This window comes from Streptomyces sp. NPDC002403 (genome assembly GCF_053593015.1).
Map to the genome: position 1 here is coordinate 18,635 of NZ_JBSFBQ010000049.1, position 19,050 is coordinate 37,684.

Here is a 19,050-nt window from a genome sequence, read left to right on the forward strand (position 1 = left end):
GCTCGCGGTACGGAGATCAGCAGCCGCCGCAGTTGTAGTACGTCACGTCCCAGTGGTTGCCCTCGTCGGCGTAGACGTTGCCGGAGCCCGCCTGGTACTGGGGGGCACCGTCGCCGCGCACACCGATGTAGGTGAAGACGTTGTGGACGTAGTTGGTGAGGCAGGTCGACTTGGCGAAGTCGAGCTTGTAGCCGTTCCAGTGGGAGTACGTGCCGCTGGCGTGACCGGTCTCGGTGCCGCCGGTGATGTTCAGCGCGCAGCCCGTGGCGCTCTTGAGGGTCTGGGCGCCCTGCGCGGTGGCCAGGTTGAGCTGGTCGAACGAGGTGCAGGTGGCGACGTTGCGGTTGGAGCAGCCGCCGGAGGACGACCAGGTGACCCCGGAGGAGCTGAACCGGGCGGTGGCCTGGGCGTGGGTGAGCTTGGTGTCGGCGTGGGCCTGGGTGGCGCCGCCGCCGAGGACACCGATGCCCGGGGCGAAGAGAACGCCCAGGACGAGGGCGAAAGCGGTCAGCACGGGGCGCAGTCTCATATGGGACAGCATGGGGGGACTCCTCCTGCTCATGACAAGTAAGGGCATGGAGATACTGCCCGAGTTCTACGCGCGTCCGCCAGAGGGGGCGGCGATCGGGCGCGGGAGTTGCGTCATCGTTCGGCCGCCATTCACGAACACGCGCCACCTCGATGTTGAACATTGAACTAGATCGCGCTACAGTCAATCTCGTTGAAGGTTAAACAACTACTTCGACCCCCGCTCGATCACCGCTCGATCACGTCCCCCGAGGAGGAGCCATGGCTCTGTTCAGCCGCAAGAACAACAACGCCCCGTCCGCCACCGCCACCGCCACCGTCGCCCCCGCCGTGGACCCGGCCCTCGCCGCCCTCACCGGTGACTACGCGATCGACCCGGCCCACAGCAGCATCGGCTTCACCGTGCGCCACGCCATGGTCACCAACGTGCGCGGCACCTTCGGCGAGCACGAGGGCAGCCTGAAGCTGGACGGCTCCGACCCGGCCAACTCCACCGCCTCGATCGACGTCAAAATCGCCAGCGTCGACACCGGCATCGCCGACCGTGACGGCCACCTGGTCAGCGGCGACTTCTTCGACGCCGAGAAGTTCCCGCTCATGACGTTCCGCTCCACGCATGCCGCACAGCTCGGCGGCGACAAGTACCGCGTCACGGGCGACCTGACCATCAAGGACGTCACCCGTCCGCTCTCCATCGACCTGGAGTTCAACGGCTCCGCCACCGACGTCTACGGCAACGAGCGGGTCGGCTTCGAGGGCAGCGCCGACATCCTGCGCTCCGACTGGGGCCTGACCTGGAACGCGGCCCTGGAGACCGGCGGCGTGATGGTCAGCGACAAGGTCAAGCTCAACTTCGACATCTCCGCGATCAAGTCCGCCGTGACGACGGCCTGACATCCCGCCGCCCGGCCGAACGCCCGACCCGAGCGCGCCCGTCCTCCCCTCCCCCGCCGGGGAGGGAGGCGGGCGCTCGGCGTCCGCCCGGTCAGGCCCGGCGGGCGGCGACCGCGCGGTTCACGTCGTCGGTGATCAGCTCGGCGTTGATCGCCGCGGCGGCCTGCACCCCGGCAGCGGCGGCCGCGACGACCTTCCCCGTCGGGTCCGCGACATTGCCGGCCACCCGGATGCCGGGGGCCTCCGTCGCCCCGGCCGGGTCGGCGGCGACGTACGTCCCGATCACCTGGTCCGCCGCCTTCATCTCGGTCACGCCCAGCCCCAGGCCCGCGAGGAAGTCCGCGCGGGCGGTGAAGCCGGGCTGCACCACGACGGCCTCGGCGGCGACGACCCGGCCTCCCGCCAGCCGGACGCCGGTGAGCCGGTCGTCCGTCACATCGAGGCCGGTCACCTCGCCGTCGACCACGGCGATGCCACGGGCGGCCAGCTGCTCGTACTCCTCGTCCGTGGGCTCGGGCCCGGTGTGGCGGAAGAGGGTGACGTCCTCGCTCCACTGGCGCCACATCAGCGCCTGGTGCACGGCCAGCGACCCGGTGGCCAGGACCCCGACCGGGCGGGAGCCGACCTCCCAGCCGTGGCAGTACGGGCAGTGCAGGACCTCGTGCCCCCACCGTTCGGCCAGACCCGGCACCGGGGGCAGCTCGTCGACGAGGCCGGTGGTCACCAGGAGCCGGCGCGCCACGACCGGGGCCCCGTCCTCGCGCACCACGCGGAATCCTTCGTCCCCGGGCAGCCGCTCGGCGGCCACCACGGTGTCCTGGACGACCTCCGCCCCGTAACGGGCCACCTCGTCCCGGCCGGTGCTCAGCAGCTCCGAGGGCGGAAGGCCGTCGTGGCCCAGGTAGCCGTGCATGTGCGAGGCAGGGGCGTTGCGCGGCTGCCCTGCGTCGATCACCAGCACCGACCGGCGCGCCCTGGCCAGGGTCACCGCTCCGCTCAGTCCGGCGGCTCCGCCGCCGATCACCACCACGTCGTAGCGGCGTTCCGCGCCGCCGCTCTCCACGCTGTCGTCTCCGGTCGTTCCGCTCATGAGGAGCACCTCCCTTTCACCGGAGAGCGTCCGCGAGGCGGGGCCGTTTCGGCAAGCCTCATTGCCGGAACAGCAAATAGCGCATCGCTAGACGTCGTCCTCCTCCGGTTCGCCGACCGTCTGCTCCGACCAGATGACCTTGCCCGTCTCGGTGTAGCGGGTGCCCCAGCGTTCGGCGAACTGGGCGACGAGGAACAGGCCCCGGCCGCCCTCGTCCGTCGTCGCCGCGTAGCGCAGATGCGGTGAGGTGCTGCTGCTGTCGGACACCTCGCAGATCAGATTGCGGTCGTAGAGCAGACGGACCTCGATGGGTGCCGTGCCGTAGCGCACCGCGTTGGTGACCAGTTCGCTCAGGATCAGCTCGGTGGCGAACGCCTCCTCCTCCAGGCCCCGGTCGGTGAGCCACTGGGCGACGTTCTTGCGCACTCCGGCGACGGCCGCCGGATCGGTGGCCACGGCCCACTGCGCGACCTGGTCGGGATCGAGCGTGCGGGTGCGGGCCACGAGCAGGGCGACGTCGTCGTCCGGCCGGTCCGGCAGCAGTGCGGCGATCACGTCGTCGCAGGTCTCCTCCGGTGTGCGGTCGCGGCCGGCGAGGGCACCTCGCAGCAGGTCGAGACCGGTGTCGATGTCCAGGCCACGCCGCTCGACGAGACCGTCCGTGTAGAGGACCAGTCGGCTTCCCTCGGGCACGTGGAACTCGGCCGCCTCGAAGGGCATGCCCCCGATGCCCAGGGGAAGTCCGGTCGGGATCTCGGGAAACTCGACGGTGCCGTCCGGGAGCACCAGCGCGGGCCCGGGGTGGCCGGCCCGCGCCACCGCGCAGTTCCCGGAGACCGCGTCGTAGATCGCGTACAGGCAGGTGGCACCGGCGATCTCGGGATCGCCCTCCTCCGCCTCGTCCCGGTCGATCCGGGCCACCAGTTCGTCGAGATGTCCGAGGAGTTCGTCGGGCGCGGGGTCCAGCGAGGAGAAGTTGTGGACGCTGGTGCGCAGCCGCCCCATGGTGGCCGCGGCGTGGAGACCGTGCCCGACCACGTCGCCGACGACCAGCGCCACCCGGGCACCGGACAGCGGGATGACGTCGAACCAGTCGCCGCCGACCCCCTCGTACGCCGGCAGATAGCGGTGGGCGACCTCCAGAGCGTTCTGCTCGGGCAGGGCGCGGGGCAGCAGACTGCGTTGCAGCGTCACGGCCAGTGCGTGCTCCCGCGTGTAGCGGCGGGCGTTGTCCACACCCACCGCGGCCCGGGCCACCAGTTCCTCCGCGAAGGACACGTCGTCGTCGTCGAAGGGTGGCGAATCTCCCGAGCGCCAGAAGTTGGCCATGCCCAGGATGGTGCCGCGCGCGTGCAACGGCACCGAGACGATCGAGTGGAATCCCTTGGCCCTGATCCGCTCGGCCGCGGTGTGATCCCAGTTCCGCCAGCCCAGCCTCTCGAAATCGCTCTTCAGATCGGCATCGTCGCTGTGCACCCGCATCGCCCGGGTCCTGGTCGGGACGAAGCCCACCACATGGCCGACCGGGTACAGCGGATGGTCCGCTCGCACCGCCGCGACGGCGGTGCGGCGCATCTCCAGCATGCCGCCGTCCGGGATGGCCGGTTCGTCCCCGCTTCGCACGGGGTCGGCGAGGTCGACCGTCGCGGCGTCGGCGAAACCGGGGGTCGCCACGTCGACCAGCTCCTGCGCCGTCCGGGTCACATCGAGCGTGGTGCCGATCCGGGCACCGGCCTCGTACAGGAGCAGCAGCCGTTCGGTCGCGAATTCCGCCTGTCCCGTGACCGCGCGGAGTTCGGTGGTGTCCCGCAGGGTGACCACCGTGCCGAGCGGCCCGCCGTCCGTCTCGGTGGGACGGAGGTTGACGGCGAGCATCCGGCTGCCGGCCCGCAGCACCTCGTCCGTGACGGTACGGCCGGAGACCAGCAGGTCCGCGGTGTCCGGGTCCAGTCCGAGTTCCGCGACGGCCCGGCCCTCGGCGTCCGGCGGCAGGTCGAGGAGTCTGCGGGCCTCGTCGTTGGCCAGGGTCAGCCGCCGGTCGGACCCGACGATCAGGACGCCCTCGCGGACGGCGTGCAGCACCGCGTCGTGGTGCTCGTACATCCGGGTCATCTCGGCGGCCCCGAGGCCATGGGTCTGGCGGCTCAGCCGCCTGCTCAGGAGCGTGGCACCGGCCGCGGTGATCGCGAGGGCGACCACCGCGGCGCCCGCGGCGAGCGGGATGGAGCGGTCCGCCACCGCGTTCACCGTCTCGACGGTGATCCCGACCGAGACCAGCCCGGCGATCGAGCCGTCCGCCCGGGGCACGGGCACGACCGAGTTGACCGAGGGCCCGCGGTCTCCGTTGTACGTCCAGGTGTACGCGTGCCCGGCCAGTGCCTCCTTGTACGGGCCGGTGAGGTGCCCGCCGATCAGCGCGGGGTCGGGGTCGGTGTAGCGGATGCCCTCCGGGCCGGCCACGACGACGTAATCGACCTGGGCCCGTTTGCGGACCTCCTCGGCGCGCGGCTGCAGGATCGCGGTCGGGTTCCGGCTGTCCAGCGCGGCGGCGGTCCCGGGCGCGTGGGCGAAGGTCTCGGCGACACTCAGGGTGTGGGCGCGGGCCTCGGCCATGCTGTCGCGGCGGCCCTGCACGACCAGGGCGATCGCGCCGGCGGTGACCAGCAGCAGGACGAGGCCGAGAACGAAGACGAAGACCTGGCCCGCCACGGTGCGCATGCTGAAGAGGGCGCGCACCGGGCGGTTCGGGGGCCGGCCGGTCATGTCCGGTCCGGAGGGCGCGGGGGCCGCCCGGCCCGTGCGTCCTCCATCGTGCCGATGTGATCGCCGGACGGCGCGCCGCAGCCGCGCCCGGAATCGGCCGATAGCAGACATGTATCCAGGTCTAGCATGAATCACACCTGCCCGAGAGGTCGCTGATCAGCGGCTCAGAACCCGCTGCCGTCGAAGCCGCCGCCACCCCCGAAGTCGCCGCCGCCCCCGCCGAAGCCCCCGCCGTCGAAGCCGGAGGGGTCGAAGTCGGAGCCGGAGAAGTCGCCGCCGCTCCAGTCGCCGCCGGAGCCGAAGTCGCCGCCGCCGTACTCCGCCGCGTACGCCGGGCTCGACAGCATGGACCCGAGCACCGTGCCGACGAGCAGTCCGGGGAGCAGGCCGCCGCCGAAATAGCCGCCCGCCCACGGACCGTACGCCGGGCCCGCCTCCCAGTAGGGGCGGCGGCCGTCGCCGGTGTCGACGGTGCGGCTCAGCGGTTCCCGGCCCTCGCGCAGCCGGACCTCGTCGGCCGCGCAGACGGGGACCTCGCGGGCGGTGCCGCCGGACGGGGACCACCGGACGTCGGCGACCGAGGGACCGTGGCGCGGGTCGAAGAAGCACGGCGGGCGGCGGGCCGGCAGTTCGCCGCCGGTGCGGCGGGCCTCCAGGACGGCGAGGGAGAAGCGGCCGTCCTCCAGGGCCCGGGTGACCCCGCGCACGTCGGACGGGTGCCGGGCCCGCTCCATCCGGGACTTCGCGGTCTCGTAGGAGTCGAGGGCCCGCTCGTAGTCCGCGCGCATGTTGTCGTCGGCGCCCGGTTCGGCCGGGTGGAAGTCGAGCCGGTCGAGGGTCTCGCCGTACGCGGTGATGTCCTCGTCCACGACGACCCGGAGCCTGTCGAGTGCGGCGCGCTCCTCGGCCGCCTTGCGCCTGCGGCCGCGGCGGACGAGCGCGTAGGCCGTGCCGCCGCCCAGCACCAGGATGGCGCCGGCCGTGATCAGTCCGGCGGCGGGCGAGGACCCGCCGCCCCCGGACGAGCCGCCCCAGGAGGCGGGGGCGCTGCCCCGGGCCTGTTCGACGGCCCGGTCGACGAAGGCGTTCAGCTGTGTGGCGGCGTCGGTGTCCGCGCCGGGCGTCTTCACCGCGGCGGTGAGGTTGTGGACCGCCCGGGTGGACATCACCTGGGGGTCGGCGCCCGCGTCGAAGCCGTCGCCGAGGCGGACCGCGTAGACGCCGGTGATCCCGGTGTCGGTGCGCAGGGTGGCCAGCAGGGTCTTGGCGGGGAACGCGGAGGTCGGGGGCAGCACCGCCACGAACACGGGCTTGCCGGCGTCCTTGATCTTCTTCGTCAGGGCGGCGGCCCGGCCCGGTGGGAGCTGGCCGGACGCCGCCGGATCGACGTACACCGGCCCCCTGCGCAGGGCCTGCGCGACGTCGTCGACGGTGGATGCCCCCGTCGCCGGGGGCGCACCGGGCGCCATACCGAGCACGGCCGCCGCCAGGATCAGCAGCAGGACCGCGAGCATCGACGGGAACAGTCTGTTCCGCATACCTCGAAGCTAACCCGGATGGTCACCGCCTGCGACAGCCGCCGCGAGCCGTCCTCACCGGTCCCTGGTGAGCCGGATGGTGTCGCGGTACCACTTGGCGCTGTCCTTGAGCGTCCGCTCCTGTGTGCCGTAGTCGACGCGGACGATGCCGAACCGCTTGTCGTAGCCGTAGGACCACTCGAAGTTGTCCATCAGCGACCAGGCGAAGTAGCCCCGGACATCGGCCCCGGCGGCGCGGGCCGCGGCGACGGCGGCGATGTGGTCGGCGAGATAGGTGGTGCGGTCGGCGTCGTGGATCTGCCCGTCCTCGGAGACGGTGTCCTCGAACGCGGCACCGTTCTCGGTGACGACCGTCGGGACGCCGTACTCCTCCTCCAGGCCCACCAGCAGGTCGGTGAGGGCGGTGGGGGTGATCTCCCAGTCCATCGCGGTACGCGGCAGGTCGCGCTCCACCCCCCGGGTGACGGGCAGCCCTTCGGCGTCGGCCGGGGAGCCCTCCTCCGTGACGCCGGAGAAGAGGGTGCCTCGGTAGAAGTTGACGCCGAGGACGTCGATGGGGGTGGAGATGACGTCCAGGTCGCCGTCCCGGACCGGGAGCTCGGCGCCGTGCAGGGCGAGATCGGCGACGACGTCCTCGGGGTAGGCGCCCTTGACCAGCGGGTCCAGGTAGAGGCGGCGGCCCATCCCGTCGGCGCGGCGGCAGGCCTCGGCGTCCTCGGGGCTGTCGGTCTCGGGGGTGGCGGTGCCGAGGTTGAGCGTGATGCCGAGTTCGAGTTCGTGGCCCCGGGCGGCGGCCGTCTCGCGGATGTGCCGCGCGGCGAGGCCGTGGCCGAGGAGCAGGTGGTGGACGGCCCTGATCGCGTCGCCGAAGTCCTGCCTGCCGGGCGCCTGGTTGCCGTACGCGTAGCCGAGCATGGCCGAGCACCACGGCTCGTTCAGCGTCGTCCAGTGCTTCACCCGGTCACCGAGCGCGTCGTGGGCGAGCGCGGCGTACTCGGCGAAGCGGTGGGCGGTGTCACGGGCCGGCCAGCCGCCGGCGTCCTCCAGTTCCTGCGGGAGGTCCCAGTGGTAGAGGGTGATCCAGGGGGTGATGTCCCTGGCCTCCAGCTCGTCGAGCAGGCGCTTGTAGAAGTCCAGCCCCTTCGCGTTGGCCGGTCCGCGCCCGCCCGGCTGGATGCGCGGCCAGGCGAGCGAGAACCGGTAGGTGTCGACGCCCAGGTCCGCGATGAGCCGCACGTCCTCGGGCATCCGGTGGTAGTGGTCGCAGGCCACGTCGCCGTTCTCGCCGCGGACGACCATGCCGGGCACCCTGCAGTAGGTGTCCCAGATGGACGGGGTCCGGCCGTCCTCGGCGGCGGCGCCCTCGATCTGGTACGCGGCGGTGGCGACGCCCCAGCGGAAGCCGGGGGGCAGGCCGGGGACGGCCGCGGCGGTGATCTCGCGGGCGTAGGTCTCGGAGGCGGTGGCGGGGGTGGTGTTCATGGGGCTCCTGTGGTGTGGGTGGGGGCGCTACGGGCGGGAGGCCATGGCCGGGGCCTGCGCATGGAGCCAGCAGGCGACCGTGCGGGAGCCGTCGCCGTCCGGTGCGGCGAGCGTCGGGACATGGGTGGCACAGGCGTCGAGCGCCCGGCCGCAGCGGGGGTGGAAGGCGCAGCCGGCCGGCATCGCGGACAGGTGCGGAGGTGAGCCGGGGATGCCGGTGAGTTCGCGGCGGGCGCCGTGCAGGGCGGGGAAGGAGTGCAGCAGCCCGTCGCTGTAGGGGTGGCGGGGGTCCCGGTAGATCGCGGAGGCCGCCGCCTCCTCGACGATCCGGCCGCCGTACATGATCGCGATCCGGTCCGAGAACTCGATCAGCAGCGAGATGTCGTGGGTGATGAAGACGACCGAGAAGCCCAGCTCCTCACGGAGTCTGACCAGTTGGCGCAGGATCTGGCGCTGCATGACGACGTCCAGGGCCGTCGTCGGCTCGTCCATGATGACGATCTCGGGCTCCAGCGCGAGCGCCATCGCGATCATCACGCGCTGGCGCATCCCGCCGGAGAGCTGGTGCGGGTAGGCGGGCAGCCGGTCGGCGGAGATACCGACGAGCCCCAGCAACTCCTTTGCCCGCGCGGTCCGTTCGGCCCGCTTCCACTCGGGTCGGTGGGCCCGCAGTACGTCGGTGAGCTGGCTGTGGACGGTGTGCACCGGGTTGAGCGAGTTCATCGCGCCCTGGAACACGATGGACAGCTCCTGCCAGCGGAAGGCCCGCAGCCCGTCGGCCGACAGGGCCAGCAGGTCGAGCGCCCCGCCGTCCCGGCGGTGGTAGCGGACCTCGCCACCGGTGATCACGCCGGGCGGCGGGAGCAGCCGGGTCACCGCGTATGCCAGCGTGGACTTGCCGGAGCCCGACTCCCCTGCCAGGCCCAGGACTTCGCCCCGGTGCAGGGTGAGGTCGACGTCGCGCAGCGCGTGCACCGCGCCGTCCCCGGTGCCGTAGTCCACGTTCAGGCCGCGGACGGTGAGGACGGCCTCGTCGCCGCTCATGAGCCGGTCTCCTTGTCGTCCGTACCGCGTGCCGCGGATCCACGCGTCACGGGGGTGAAGCCGACCCGCATCCGGACCTTCCGGGACGCGCCCGTCCCGGTGCGCAGGCGAGGGTTGACGAATTCGTCGATGCCGAAGTTGATCAGGGCGAGCGCCATGCCGAGCAGGGCGATGCAGAGCCCGGCGGGGACGAACCACCACCAGGCGCCCTGGGCCAGGGCCTGGTTGGACTGCGCCCAGAACAGGACGGTCCCCCAGTTCCAGTCGGAGATGTCGGCGACGCCGATGAAGGCGAGGGTGATCTCGGAGAGGATCGCGAAGATCACGGTGGAGACGAAGCCGGAGGCGATGACGGCCGTCAGATTGGGGAGCACCTCGAAGAAGATGATCCGCCAGGTCGGCTCGCCGGTGGCGCGGGCCGCCTCGACGTAGTCCCGGCGGCGCAGCGAGAGCGTCTGGGCGCGCAGCACCCGCGCTCCCCAGGCCCAGGAGGTGAGGGCGATGACGGCGGCGATCAGGAGGTCGCCCGCGTCGGAGACGAAGCTGGCGATGATGATGATCAGCGGCAGCCCCGGGATGACCAGGAAGACGTTGGAGAGCAGTGAGAGCAGCTCGTCGGCGGTGCCGCCGAGGAAGCCTGCGCTGACTCCGATCAGTACGGACAGGACCGTCGCGAGTATCCCGGCGACGAAGCCGACGACCAGGACTCCCCGCGTGCCGACGAGGATCTGCGAGAGCACGTCCTGCCCGGTCTGCGTGGTGCCGAACCAGTGGGCGCCGGAGGGCGGTCGGAGCAGTTGGTCGCTCATGGTGTCGGGGTCGTACGGGGCGATCCACGGTCCGATGACCGCGATCACGGCGAAGAAGGCGAGGATCCCGAGGCCGATGACGGTCTTGCGGCCGCGCAGCAGGCGCGTCCCGCGTCTGCCCGGCGCCCGGGGCCCGGCCGGATCGGTTCCGGCCGGGCCGGTCACGACGGCCTCGGCGGCGGCGGTGGCCATGGACTAGGCCTCCCTTCGGGTACGGGGGTCGAGGACCATGTAGAGGACGTCGGCGAGCAGGTTCGCCGCGAGTACGGAGAGCGTGATGATCAGGAAGACGCCCTGCATCAGGGGGTAGTCCTTGGCGCCCACGGCCTGGAAGAGCTGGTAGCCGATGCCGGGGTAGGAGAAGACCATCTCCACCAGCAGGGTGCCGCCGACGATGAAGCCCAGTGAGAGGGCGAAGCCGGAGATGTTGGGGAGGATCGCGTTGCGCGCCGCGTACCCGAACATCACCCGGCGCTCGGAGAGCCCCTTGGCCTGGGCGACCATGACGTAGTCCTCGGAGGACACCGTCACCATCATGTTCCGCATGCCGAGGATCCAGCCGGCCACGGCGCTGAGCACGATGGTGAGGCCGGGCAGTACCCCGTGGTAGAGCGCGCTGGAGACGAACGGCCAGTCGAAGGCGGGCACGAGCGAGCTGTCGTAGCCCCCGGCGGCCGGGAAGAGCGGCCATTTCACGGCGAACAGGGCGATGGCGATGAGCCCCAGCCAGAAGTACGGGATGGCCGAGATGAAGGTGGTGACGGGCAGCAGGCTGTCCATCCAGGAGCCGCGCCGCCAGCCGGTGAGGACGCCGATGCCGGTGCCGAGCAGGAAGCTGATCAGTGTGGTGACGCCGACGAGCGCGAGCGTCCACGGCAGCGACTGGGCGATCACCTCGCCGACCGGCGTCGGGAAGAAGGTGAAGGAGAGCCCGAGGTCGCCGTCGAGCAGATGCGACCAGTAGTCGGTGTACTGCTGCCAGAGCGACTGCTGCTCGTCCAGGCCGAAGAGTGCCTTGAGCGAGTCGACGGCGTTGGTGTCGAGCTGGCCCTGGAAGCGGGCGAGCAGCGCCTGGACCGGATCGCCCGGCATCATGCGCGGGATCAGGAAGTTGATGGTGACGGCCGCCCAGGCGGTGACCAGGTAGAAGGCGAGCCGCTGCAGCAGGTATTTCACGCCGCGCTCTCCTTCCGGGGTTCGTGGCCGGCTTCCGCGCCGTCCGCGTACAGCCAGCAGGCCGCCCACTGGCCGCCTTCGAGGTCGAAGCGGGGCGGTGCCTCGGTGCGGCAGCGGGCCATGACCTTCGGGCAGCGGGGGTGGAAGCGGCAGCCCGGGGGCGGGGCGATGAGCGAGGGCGGTTCGCCGCTGCCGGTCTCCTCCTGCTCCGCCTCGGCGACCACCCGGTCCGGGTCGGGCGCCGAGGCGATGAGGAGCTGGGTGTAGGGGTGGGCGGGGTGCTGGGTGACGGTCTCGCTCCCGCCGCCCTCGACGATCCGGCCCGCGTACATCACCAGCGTCGTGTCCGCGAAGTAGCGGGCCGACGCGATGTCGTGGGTGATGTAGAGGACCGCCAGGCTCAGCCGGTCCTTGAGGTCCTTCAGCAGGTTGAGCACGCCGAGCCGGATCGACACGTCCAGCATCGAGACGGGCTCGTCGGCGAGCAGTACCTGGGGGTCGGCGCCGAGTGCGCGGGCGATGGCCACCCGCTGGCGCTGTCCGCCCGACAGCTCGTGCGGGAACCGGTCCAGGTACTGGTGCGCGGGGGTCAGCTGGACCCGGTCGAGGAGCGCGGTCAGGTTCTCCTCCAGCTCCGCCTCGCCGCTGCCCGCCCGGCCGTGGATCCGCAGGGCGCGGGTGAGGTGGTAGCGCACGGTGTGCACCGGGTTCAGCGAGGCGAACGGGTCCTGGAAGATGAGCTGGACCCGGCGCACGTAGGCGCGGAAGGACCGGCCCCGTCCGGCCTTCACGGGTGTGCCGTCCAGCCGGATCTCTCCGGAGGTGAGCGGATGGAGCCGGGCGAGCAGTCTGGCCACGGTGGACTTCCCGGAGCCCGACTCCCCCACCAGCGCCGTGACGGTGCCGCGCCGCAGTTCCAGCGAGACGTCGTCGACGGCGTGGACGGTACGGCGGCTGCCCGTGACGAGGTCGCGTCCGGTGCGGCGTACGGGGAAGTGCTTGGTGACGGAGCGTGCTTCGAGCACGACGTGGTTCGGTGGGGGCTGATTCGACATGGCCGTTCCCTGTGTCCCGTGTCCCTGGCTCTACTTGGCGGGTTCGAGCTTCAGCACGATCTGGAGCGCGGAGGGCTGGGTGTGCTGCGGCGGCGCGTACGGATCGGCCTCGGTGGGCCAGCCCACCCAGTTCTTCGTGGAGTACTCGGCTCCGATGGGGGCGGCGGCCGTCGGGATCATCGGCGCCTGCTCGACCATGATCTTCTGGAGGGTGTTCATGGCCGCGGTGCGGGCGGAGTCCTCGGTGGCGTTCGCGAAGTCCTTGAGCGCCGCGGTGGCCTCGTCGTTCTTGAAGCGGCCGAAGTTGCCGAGCTGGGACGCCTTGCCGACGGGCTGGAGCAGCGCGCCGTCCATGATGTTCTGGTACATGTCGTACGGGGTGGCGCCGCTGTTGGTCCAGTGCAGGGTGGCGTCGAAGTTGCCGTTGGCGACGTCCGCGCCCCAGGCCTCCGCCGTCTGCGTCTTGACCTTGGCCTCGATGCCGAGCTGCTTGATGTTGTCCTTGATGATGGCGAGACCGGTGATGTAGTCGTTCCAGCCGGCCGGGTCGGTGAAGGTGAGCTTCACCGGCTTGCCGTCCGGGTCCTTCAGCACGCCGCCGCTGAGCTCGAACCCGGCGTCAGCGAGCACCTTCTTGGCGCCCGCCACATCGGGTGCGGTGGTGGCGCTCTTGTACTCGGGGGCGAGGAAGGACTCACCTGCGGGCAGCGGGATTCCGGTCGGGTTGGTGATCTCGGGGTAGAGGGTGGCCTCGGCCTGGGTGTAGATCGCCTTGCGGTCGACGACCATCGCCATGGCCTTGCGCAGCGCCGGGTTGTCGAGCGGCTTGCGGGCGGTGTTGAACCAGAGTCCGTGGACGCCGAGCCCGGAGGGGAACCACAGCTTGTGGTTCTTCGGGTCCTTGGCTATGAACAGCTGCTTGTAGTTGGGCATGAAGACGAACGACCACTCGACCTTGCCGTTCGCCAGTGCCGTGGTTGCCGCGCTGTTGTCGTTGTACGCGGTGTAGCGCAGCTCCTTGACCTTGGTCGCGCCCTTCCAGTACGTGGGCGTGGCGGTCAGCGTGGTGGTCTGCGGGGTGAACGTCTTCAGCTTGTACGGGCCCGAGCCGACGGGTGTGCGGTTGGGCCAGGTCTCGGGGTTCTCGACGCCCTGCCAGATGTGCTTGGGCACGATGAACTGCTGGATGATCTTGTTCTGGTTGACGTACTGGGACTCCTTGAAGGTCAGCTCGACCTGTTCGCCGCGCACCGCGATCCCGTCGAACGGGATGCCGTTGCCGTTCAGCGCCGGGTGCTTCTTGAGGAGCTCGAAGGTGTACGCGACGTCGTCGGCGGTCAGCGGCTTGCCGTCGGCCCACTTGGCCTTCGGGTCTAGGGTGAAGGTGACCCGGGTGAAGTTGGACTCCCACTTCCAGTCGGTCGCCAGCCACGGGGCGGCCTTGTCCGCGGGCCGGATCTGGTTGGTCATGGCGAGCGGCTCGTAGATCATGAAGCGGTAGCCGAGCGTGGCACCCGCCGAGGTGCTGAGGAACGGGTTGCTGTTGTCGGTCTGCGGACCGTCGGGCTTGCCCACGGTCAGCACGCCGGAGGCACCGCCCCCTTTGCCCGCACCCGAGTTGGCGGACGAGCAACCGGCGGCGAGCGCCACCACGGCGGTGGCGATCGAGAGCGCTCTCAACGTGGCGTGACGTCGTTCGGACATGGCGACTCCAAGAGGGACTGCGATCGGGAGGATCCGGGGACTACGAAAGTGCGGTCGGCCGCGGGATCCGGCCGGACCGCTACGGCGCCGAGTGGCGCACGACCAGTTCGGTGGGCAGCACGACCGGTGCGTCGGGCACGGGCGTGCCGCCGAGGCGGGAGAGCAGCAACCGCGCGGCCGCCTCACCCATCTGCCGGGTGGGCTGGCGCACGGTGGTCAGTGGCGGTTCGGTGTGCTCGGCCATGGGAATGTCGTCGAAGCCGACCACGGCGATGTCGTCCGGCACCGAGCGTCCGGCCGCGCGCAGGGCCCGCAGCACGCCCGCGGCACTGATGTCGTTGTGCGCGAAGACCGAGTCGAACCGCGTGCCGGAGGCGAGGAGTTGCTCCACGGCCAGCCGGCCGCTGCTTTCGGTGAAGTCCCCGTGGACGACGAGATCGGTGGGCAGGACCGTACGGAATCCGTCCAGCCGGTCGCGTACGCAGCCGAAGTGCTGGGGCCCGGTGATCACCAGGGGTGTGGTGCGTCCGGCGGCCAGCAGATGGCGGGCGGCACTCGCGCCCCCTTCGTGATTGGTGGTCACGACGGAGGCGAACTCGGGGTGGTGGCCGCGATCGTCGATCAGGACGATCGGCAGTCCGCCGCGGTGCAGGGCGGTGAGGTGGTCGAGCGTGTTCTCGGGTTCGACGACCAGGAGCCCGTCGAAGGCGCGCGCCGACACCTGCCCGGTGAAGCGCTGTACGGACTCGGCGCCGCGGTTGCAGGTGAAGAGCAGCAGCCCGTAGTCGGCCGCCTCGACGGTGTCCACGACGCCCTGGAGCACTTCGCCCATCCACGGCCAGGTGAGCGAGGGCACCAGCATGCCGACCGTACGGCTGCTGCCGCGGGCCAGTCCGACGGCGCCCGAGCTGGGTACGTAGCCGAGCTGTGCGATCACTTCACGAACGCGGGCGGCCGTGGAGCCGTCCACCTCGCCCTTGGTGTTGACGACCCGCGACACGGTCGTCTTGCTGACGCCGGCCACACGGGCGACATCGGCGATGGTGACGCGCATCGGGGCCTCCGGGACAAGGCGTGGCTACGGAGATGGAACCGGTTCCGGAACCGGTACCGGCGTTGCGGCGTGAGTTAACCCCGCCGGAACAGTGCCGTCAATACTTCACGCCGACATTGGTCCGTACCCATTTCCTGTACCGGCACGGCGAGTTGTGCGTTCAGCTTCTGAACGCGAGCCCTGCCCTGGGAGAACGGCGGAGCAGGCAGTGAAGCCCGCTCCGCGACTGCCGATGTACGGCCTACCAGGTGGTGGTGCGCCCGCGTACCGTCGCGTCATGCACTTCGAAGACGACGAACCGGTGTTCAGGAAAAGCCGCTTGGGGACGAATCGCTACGAGTACAACCCCCGCAACCCGGTCGGCTTCGCCCTGATCGTCATCAGCGTCCTGCTCGTGGGAGGGATGCTCCTGCTCATGCATCTTCGCGCGGGCCCGTTCGCGTACCCGTCGACCCCCGCACCGGTGAGCACGGAGACCGACGACACATGGCGGTACGTGCCGGGGGCACAGGACCCCGGCGACGGCGCGAACCCCGGGTCCGGTCCCTCCACGCCGCCGGAGGGCGACGACCCGGCGCCGTGACGCGGACAACCGGACTACCGGACTACCGGGCGGAGGAATTCCGGGCCCACGGCAACCGCGCCGTGGGCCCGTCCCTCGCGAGGGCTACTCCGTCGGCTCGATCCCCGCCCGCAGCAGGCCGTAGGTGTACGCGTCCTCCAGGGCCTGCCAGGACGCGGCGATGACGTTCTCCGCCACGCCGACCGTGGCCCAGTCGCCGGTTCCGTCGCCCGTGGTGATGAGGACTCGGGTGGTGGACTCGGTGCCGGTGCGGCCTTCCAGGATGCGGACCTTGTAGTCGATCAGCTCCAGTTTGGCGAGCTGGGGGTAGATCCGTTCCAGGGCGACGCGGAGCGCCCGGTCGAGGGCGTTGACCGGGCCGTTGCCCTCGGCGGTGGCGACGATGCGTTCGCCCTTGGCCCAGAGCTTCACGGTCGCCTCGTTGGCGTGCGTGCCGTCGGGGCGGTCCTCGACGATGGCGCGCCAGGACTCGGTGCGGAAGTAGCGGCGTACCCGGCCCTCGGCCTCGGCGCGCAGCAGCAGTTCGAAGGAGGCGTCGGCGGCCTCGTACGTGTAGCCCTTGAGTTCGCGCTCCTTGACCCGCTCGACGACGCGGCCGACGAGCTCGCGGTCGCCGCCGAGGTCGATGCCGAGTTCCTTGCCCTTGAGCTCGATGGAGGCGCGGCCCGCCATGTCGGAGACGAGCATCCGCATGGTGTTGCCGACCAGGGCGGGGTCGATGTGCTGGTAGAGGTCGGGGTCGACCTTGATCGCGGAGGCGTGCAGTCCGGCCTTGTGGGCGAAGGCGGAAACACCCACATAGGGCTGGTGGGTGGAGGGCGTCAGGTTGACGACTTCGGCGATGGCGTGCGAGACACGGGTCATGTCGGCGAGCGCGCCCTCGGGCAGGACTGTCTTGCCGTACTTGAGTTCCAGGGCGGCGACGACGGGGAAGAGGTTGGCGTTGCCGACCCGCTCGCCGTAGCCGTTGGCGGTGCACTGGACGTGGGTGGCACCCGCGTCGACGGCGGCGAGGGTGTTGGCGACCGCACAGCCGGTGTCGTCCTGGGCGTGGATGCCGAGCCGGGCGCCGGTGTCGGCGAGCACCGTGGCGACCACGGCCTGGACCTGGGCGGGGAGCATGCCGCCGTTGGTGTCGCAGAGGATGACGACATCGGCGCCGGCCTCGGAGGCGGCGCGTACGACGGCCTTGGCGTACTCGGGGTTGGCGCGGTAGCCGTCGAAGAAGTGCTCGCAGTCGACGAAGACCCGGCGGCCCTGCTCACGGAGGTAGGAGACGGTGTCGACGACCATCTCCAGGTTCTCTTCGAGGGTGGTGCGCAGCGCGAGTTCCACATGGCGGTCGTGGGACTTGGCGACCAGGGTGATCACCGGGGCGCCGGACGCCAGCAACGCCTTGACCTGGGGGTCCTCGGCGGCCTTGCCGCCGGCCCGGCGGGTCGCGCCGAAGGCGACCAGCTCGGCGTTCTTGAACTCGATCTCCTGCTGCGCGCGGGCGAAGAACTCGGTGTCGCGGGGGTTGGCGCCGGGCCAGCCGCCCTCGATGAAGCCCACGCCGAAGTTGTCCAGGTGCCGGGCGATGGTCAGCTTGTCCGCGACCGTCAGGTTGATGCCTTCACGCTGGGCCCCGTCGCGCAGTGTGGTGTCGAAGACATGGAAACTGTCGTCGGTGGCCTTGGCCTTGGTGGTCATGCTGGTCTGACTCCTGTCGGATGAGCGGATCCGGACGATCTGGCTCCACTTGCCCCCATCATCCCGTGTGCGTCTCGCCCCGGCCGAGGTGAGGGCCGGAAAACGAAAAAACCCCTCGCGGGTGCGAGAGGTCTGCGCGCGGGTCTGGGGCACGGTGGCCGTGCCGCACGTGGTGGTGCGGGACGGTCACTGCGGACCGGCGCGCCTGCTGCCAATAATCATGACGGACGAGGGCACGGAAGCAGTCTCGCACAGGGCCGCCGCCGTGCCCCGCCCCGTCTCAGGATGCGGGCGTGACGCTGGTCGCTCCGGACGGCTCGGCGCTGCCCCGGTCCGCGTCCTTGGCGCCGACCCGGCCCAGGTCGATGTCGCGGGTCTCGCGCATGGTCAGGTAGACGACCAGGGAGACCGCCGCGCACCCGGCCACGTACCAGTAGAAGCCGGACTCGACGCCTGCCTTCTTGAACCAGAGCGCCACGTATTCGGCGGTGCCGCCGAAGAGCGCGTTGGCGATGGCGTACGGGAGGGCGACGCCCAGGGCGCGGATGCCGGTCGGGAAGAGTTCCGCCTTCACGCAGGCGTTGATCGAGGTGTACCCGGTGACGACGACCAGAGCGAGCAGCGCCAGGCCGAAGGCGGGCCAGAACGTGCCGGCGTGCTTGAGCATCGTCATGATCGGCACGGTCAGGAAGGTGGAGCCGACGGCGAAGGTGATCAGCAGCGGGCGGCGGCCGATCCGGTCGGAGAGCAGGCCGGCCAGCGGCTGGATGCACATGAAGACGAACAGGGCGCAGAAGCTGACGAGCGAGGCGGTGGGCTTGTCCATGCCGGCGCTCGTGGAGAGGAACTTGGAGAGGTAGGTCGTGTACGTGTAGTACGCGACGGTCCCGCCCATGGTCAGCGCCATCACCAGGAACGCCTCGCGCCGGTGCCGCCACAGGGCCCTCAGCGTGCCGCGGTCCTCCTGCCCGGCGGCGCCGGACTCCGCGTACACCTCGGTCTCCAGCATCGAGCGTCGCAGGTAGAAGACGATCGCGGCGCCGAGCGCGCCGACGATGAAGGGGATGCGCCAGCCCCAGCTGTGCAGGGCCGCCTCGGACATGTTGCGCTGCAGCACGATCTGGAGGCCGAGGCCGATCAGCTGCCCCGCGGTCATGGACACGTACTGGAAGCTGGAGGCGAAGCCGCGCCGGTGGGGTGCGGACGCCTCGGTGAGGTACGTGGCGCTGGCGGCGTACTCGCCGCCGACGGACAGGCCCTGGAGCAGCCGGGCCACCAGCAGGACGGCGACACCGCCGTAGCCCGCGACGTCGTACGTCGGCGCGGCGGCGATGAGGATCGCGGAGGCCGACATCAGGGTGACGGTGAGGGTGAGCGCGGCCTTGCGGCCCCTGCGGTCGCCGATCCGGCCGAGCAGCCAGCCGCCGACCGGGCGCATGAAGAAGCCGACGGCGAAGATGCCCATGGTGTTCATGAGATTGGCGGTCTCATTGCCTTCGGGGAAGAACGAATCCGCGAAGTAGACCGCGAAGGTCGCGTACACGAACCAGTCGAACCACTCGACCATGTTGCCGGCCGAGCCGACCCAGATTTTCTTCCACTGCTCTCGTCCCATGGTCCGTCACCGTGCCCGAACGG

At 70.9% G+C, this 19,050-nt stretch carries 15 protein-coding genes; 2 read left to right on the forward strand and 13 right to left on the reverse strand.

Annotation, left to right across the window (positions count from 1 at the left end; all coding sequences use genetic code 11):
* Positions 1-16: 16 nt before the first annotated feature.
* A complete protein-coding gene (locus ACWCPY_RS34485) occupies positions 17-541 on the reverse strand; it encodes a hypothetical protein (protein ID WP_362454161.1) in 525 nt (174 codons plus the stop codon).
* Positions 542-789: 248 nt separating this feature from the next.
* On the opposite strand from ACWCPY_RS34485, the gene ACWCPY_RS34490 reads away from it, so the two are divergent.
* Positions 790-1,422, forward strand: a complete 633-nt coding sequence (locus tag ACWCPY_RS34490) for a YceI family protein (RefSeq protein ID WP_451271713.1) — start codon at positions 790-792, stop codon at positions 1,420-1,422.
* 91 nt (positions 1,423-1,513) lie between these two features.
* Here ACWCPY_RS34490 and ACWCPY_RS34495 read toward each other — a convergent pair whose 3' ends face one another.
* The 10 genes from ACWCPY_RS34495 to ACWCPY_RS34540 form a co-directional block, all read right to left on the reverse strand.
* Entirely contained in the window at positions 1,514-2,512 is a 999-nt protein-coding gene (locus tag ACWCPY_RS34495; RefSeq protein ID WP_451271715.1) for an NAD(P)/FAD-dependent oxidoreductase, read from the reverse strand.
* Between the two features lie 87 nt (positions 2,513-2,599).
* Positions 2,600-5,275 (reverse strand): SpoIIE family protein phosphatase, encoded by a 2,676-nt coding sequence (locus tag ACWCPY_RS34500; RefSeq protein WP_451271717.1) that lies wholly within the window; start codon positions 5,273-5,275, stop codon positions 2,600-2,602.
* A gap of 164 nt (positions 5,276-5,439) precedes the next feature.
* Positions 5,440-6,813 carry a hypothetical protein gene (locus ACWCPY_RS34505; protein WP_451271719.1) on the reverse strand — a complete coding sequence of 458 codons (1,374 nt, stop codon included), beginning with the start codon at positions 6,811-6,813 and terminating at the stop codon, positions 5,440-5,442.
* 54 nt (positions 6,814-6,867) lie between these two features.
* A complete protein-coding gene (locus tag ACWCPY_RS34510) occupies positions 6,868-8,295 on the reverse strand; it encodes a GH1 family beta-glucosidase (RefSeq protein WP_451271721.1) in 1,428 nt (475 codons plus the stop codon).
* Positions 8,296-8,322: 27 nt separating this feature from the next.
* On the reverse strand, positions 8,323-9,339 hold the full coding sequence (locus ACWCPY_RS34515) for an ABC transporter ATP-binding protein (RefSeq protein WP_451271723.1): 1,017 nt from the start codon (positions 9,337-9,339) through the stop codon (positions 8,323-8,325).
* Positions 9,336-10,340: an ABC transporter permease gene (locus ACWCPY_RS34520; protein WP_451271725.1), complete on the reverse strand. Its 1,005-nt coding sequence runs from the start codon at positions 10,338-10,340 to the stop codon at positions 9,336-9,338. Before ACWCPY_RS34520 ends, ACWCPY_RS34515 begins: the two co-directional genes overlap by 4 nt.
* A gap of 3 nt (positions 10,341-10,343) precedes the next feature.
* Positions 10,344-11,324, reverse strand: coding sequence for an ABC transporter permease (locus ACWCPY_RS34525; RefSeq protein WP_451271727.1), 981 nt, complete (start codon positions 11,322-11,324; stop codon positions 10,344-10,346).
* Complete coding sequence (locus ACWCPY_RS34530; RefSeq protein ID WP_451271729.1) at positions 11,321-12,379, reverse strand: ABC transporter ATP-binding protein; 1,059 nt, start codon at positions 12,377-12,379, stop codon at positions 11,321-11,323. The genes ACWCPY_RS34525 and ACWCPY_RS34530 overlap by 4 nt, the downstream gene beginning before the upstream one ends.
* Before the next feature lie 30 nt (positions 12,380-12,409).
* Positions 12,410-14,083 (reverse strand): ABC transporter substrate-binding protein, encoded by a 1,674-nt coding sequence (locus ACWCPY_RS34535; RefSeq protein WP_451271731.1) that lies wholly within the window; start codon positions 14,081-14,083, stop codon positions 12,410-12,412.
* A gap of 79 nt (positions 14,084-14,162) precedes the next feature.
* A complete protein-coding gene (locus ACWCPY_RS34540) occupies positions 14,163-15,137 on the reverse strand; it encodes a LacI family DNA-binding transcriptional regulator (protein ID WP_451271733.1) in 975 nt (324 codons plus the stop codon).
* Between the two features lie 277 nt (positions 15,138-15,414).
* Here ACWCPY_RS34540 and ACWCPY_RS34545 point away from each other — a divergent pair, with 277 nt between their 5' ends.
* Entirely contained in the window at positions 15,415-15,720 is a 306-nt protein-coding gene (locus ACWCPY_RS34545) for a hypothetical protein (RefSeq protein ID WP_451271735.1), read from the forward strand.
* A gap of 84 nt (positions 15,721-15,804) precedes the next feature.
* Here the strand turns inward: ACWCPY_RS34545 and cimA are convergent, their stop codons facing one another.
* A complete protein-coding gene (cimA, locus tag ACWCPY_RS34550; protein ID WP_451271737.1) occupies positions 15,805-17,412 on the reverse strand; it encodes a citramalate synthase in 1,608 nt (535 codons plus the stop codon).
* A gap of 280 nt (positions 17,413-17,692) precedes the next feature.
* Entirely contained in the window at positions 17,693-19,027 is a 1,335-nt protein-coding gene (locus ACWCPY_RS34555; RefSeq protein WP_451271739.1) for an MFS transporter, read from the reverse strand.
* Between the last annotated feature and the right edge of the window lie 23 nt (positions 19,028-19,050).

What these genes read in the sequence shown, in the direction of transcription:
- ACWCPY_RS34485 (WP_362454161.1), bottom strand. Translation starts at nt 541, where the DNA reads ATGCTGTCCCATATGAGACTGCGCCCCGTGCTGACCGCTTTCGCCCTC.
- ACWCPY_RS34490 (WP_451271713.1), top strand. Translation starts at nt 790, where the DNA reads ATGGCTCTGTTCAGCCGCAAGAACAACAACGCCCCGTCCGCCACCGCC.
- ACWCPY_RS34495 (WP_451271715.1), bottom strand. Translation starts at nt 2,512, where the DNA reads ATGAGCGGAACGACCGGAGACGACAGCGTGGAGAGCGGCGGCGCGGAA.
- ACWCPY_RS34500 (WP_451271717.1), bottom strand. Translation starts at nt 5,275, where the DNA reads ATGACCGGCCGGCCCCCGAACCGCCCGGTGCGCGCCCTCTTCAGCATG.
- ACWCPY_RS34505 (WP_451271719.1), bottom strand. Translation starts at nt 6,813, where the DNA reads ATGCGGAACAGACTGTTCCCGTCGATGCTCGCGGTCCTGCTGCTGATC.
- ACWCPY_RS34510 (WP_451271721.1), bottom strand. Translation starts at nt 8,295, where the DNA reads ATGAACACCACCCCCGCCACCGCCTCCGAGACCTACGCCCGCGAGATC.
- ACWCPY_RS34515 (WP_451271723.1), bottom strand. Translation starts at nt 9,339, where the DNA reads ATGAGCGGCGACGAGGCCGTCCTCACCGTCCGCGGCCTGAACGTGGAC.
- ACWCPY_RS34520 (WP_451271725.1), bottom strand. Translation starts at nt 10,340, where the DNA reads ATGGCCACCGCCGCCGCCGAGGCCGTCGTGACCGGCCCGGCCGGAACC.
- ACWCPY_RS34530 (WP_451271729.1), bottom strand. Translation starts at nt 12,379, where the DNA reads ATGTCGAATCAGCCCCCACCGAACCACGTCGTGCTCGAAGCACGCTCC.
- ACWCPY_RS34535 (WP_451271731.1), bottom strand. Translation starts at nt 14,083, where the DNA reads ATGTCCGAACGACGTCACGCCACGTTGAGAGCGCTCTCGATCGCCACC.
- ACWCPY_RS34540 (WP_451271733.1), bottom strand. Translation starts at nt 15,137, where the DNA reads ATGCGCGTCACCATCGCCGATGTCGCCCGTGTGGCCGGCGTCAGCAAG.
- ACWCPY_RS34545 (WP_451271735.1), top strand. Translation starts at nt 15,415, where the DNA reads ATGCACTTCGAAGACGACGAACCGGTGTTCAGGAAAAGCCGCTTGGGG.
- cimA (WP_451271737.1), bottom strand. Translation starts at nt 17,412, where the DNA reads ATGACCACCAAGGCCAAGGCCACCGACGACAGTTTCCATGTCTTCGAC.
- ACWCPY_RS34555 (WP_451271739.1), bottom strand. Translation starts at nt 19,027, where the DNA reads ATGGGACGAGAGCAGTGGAAGAAAATCTGGGTCGGCTCGGCCGGCAAC.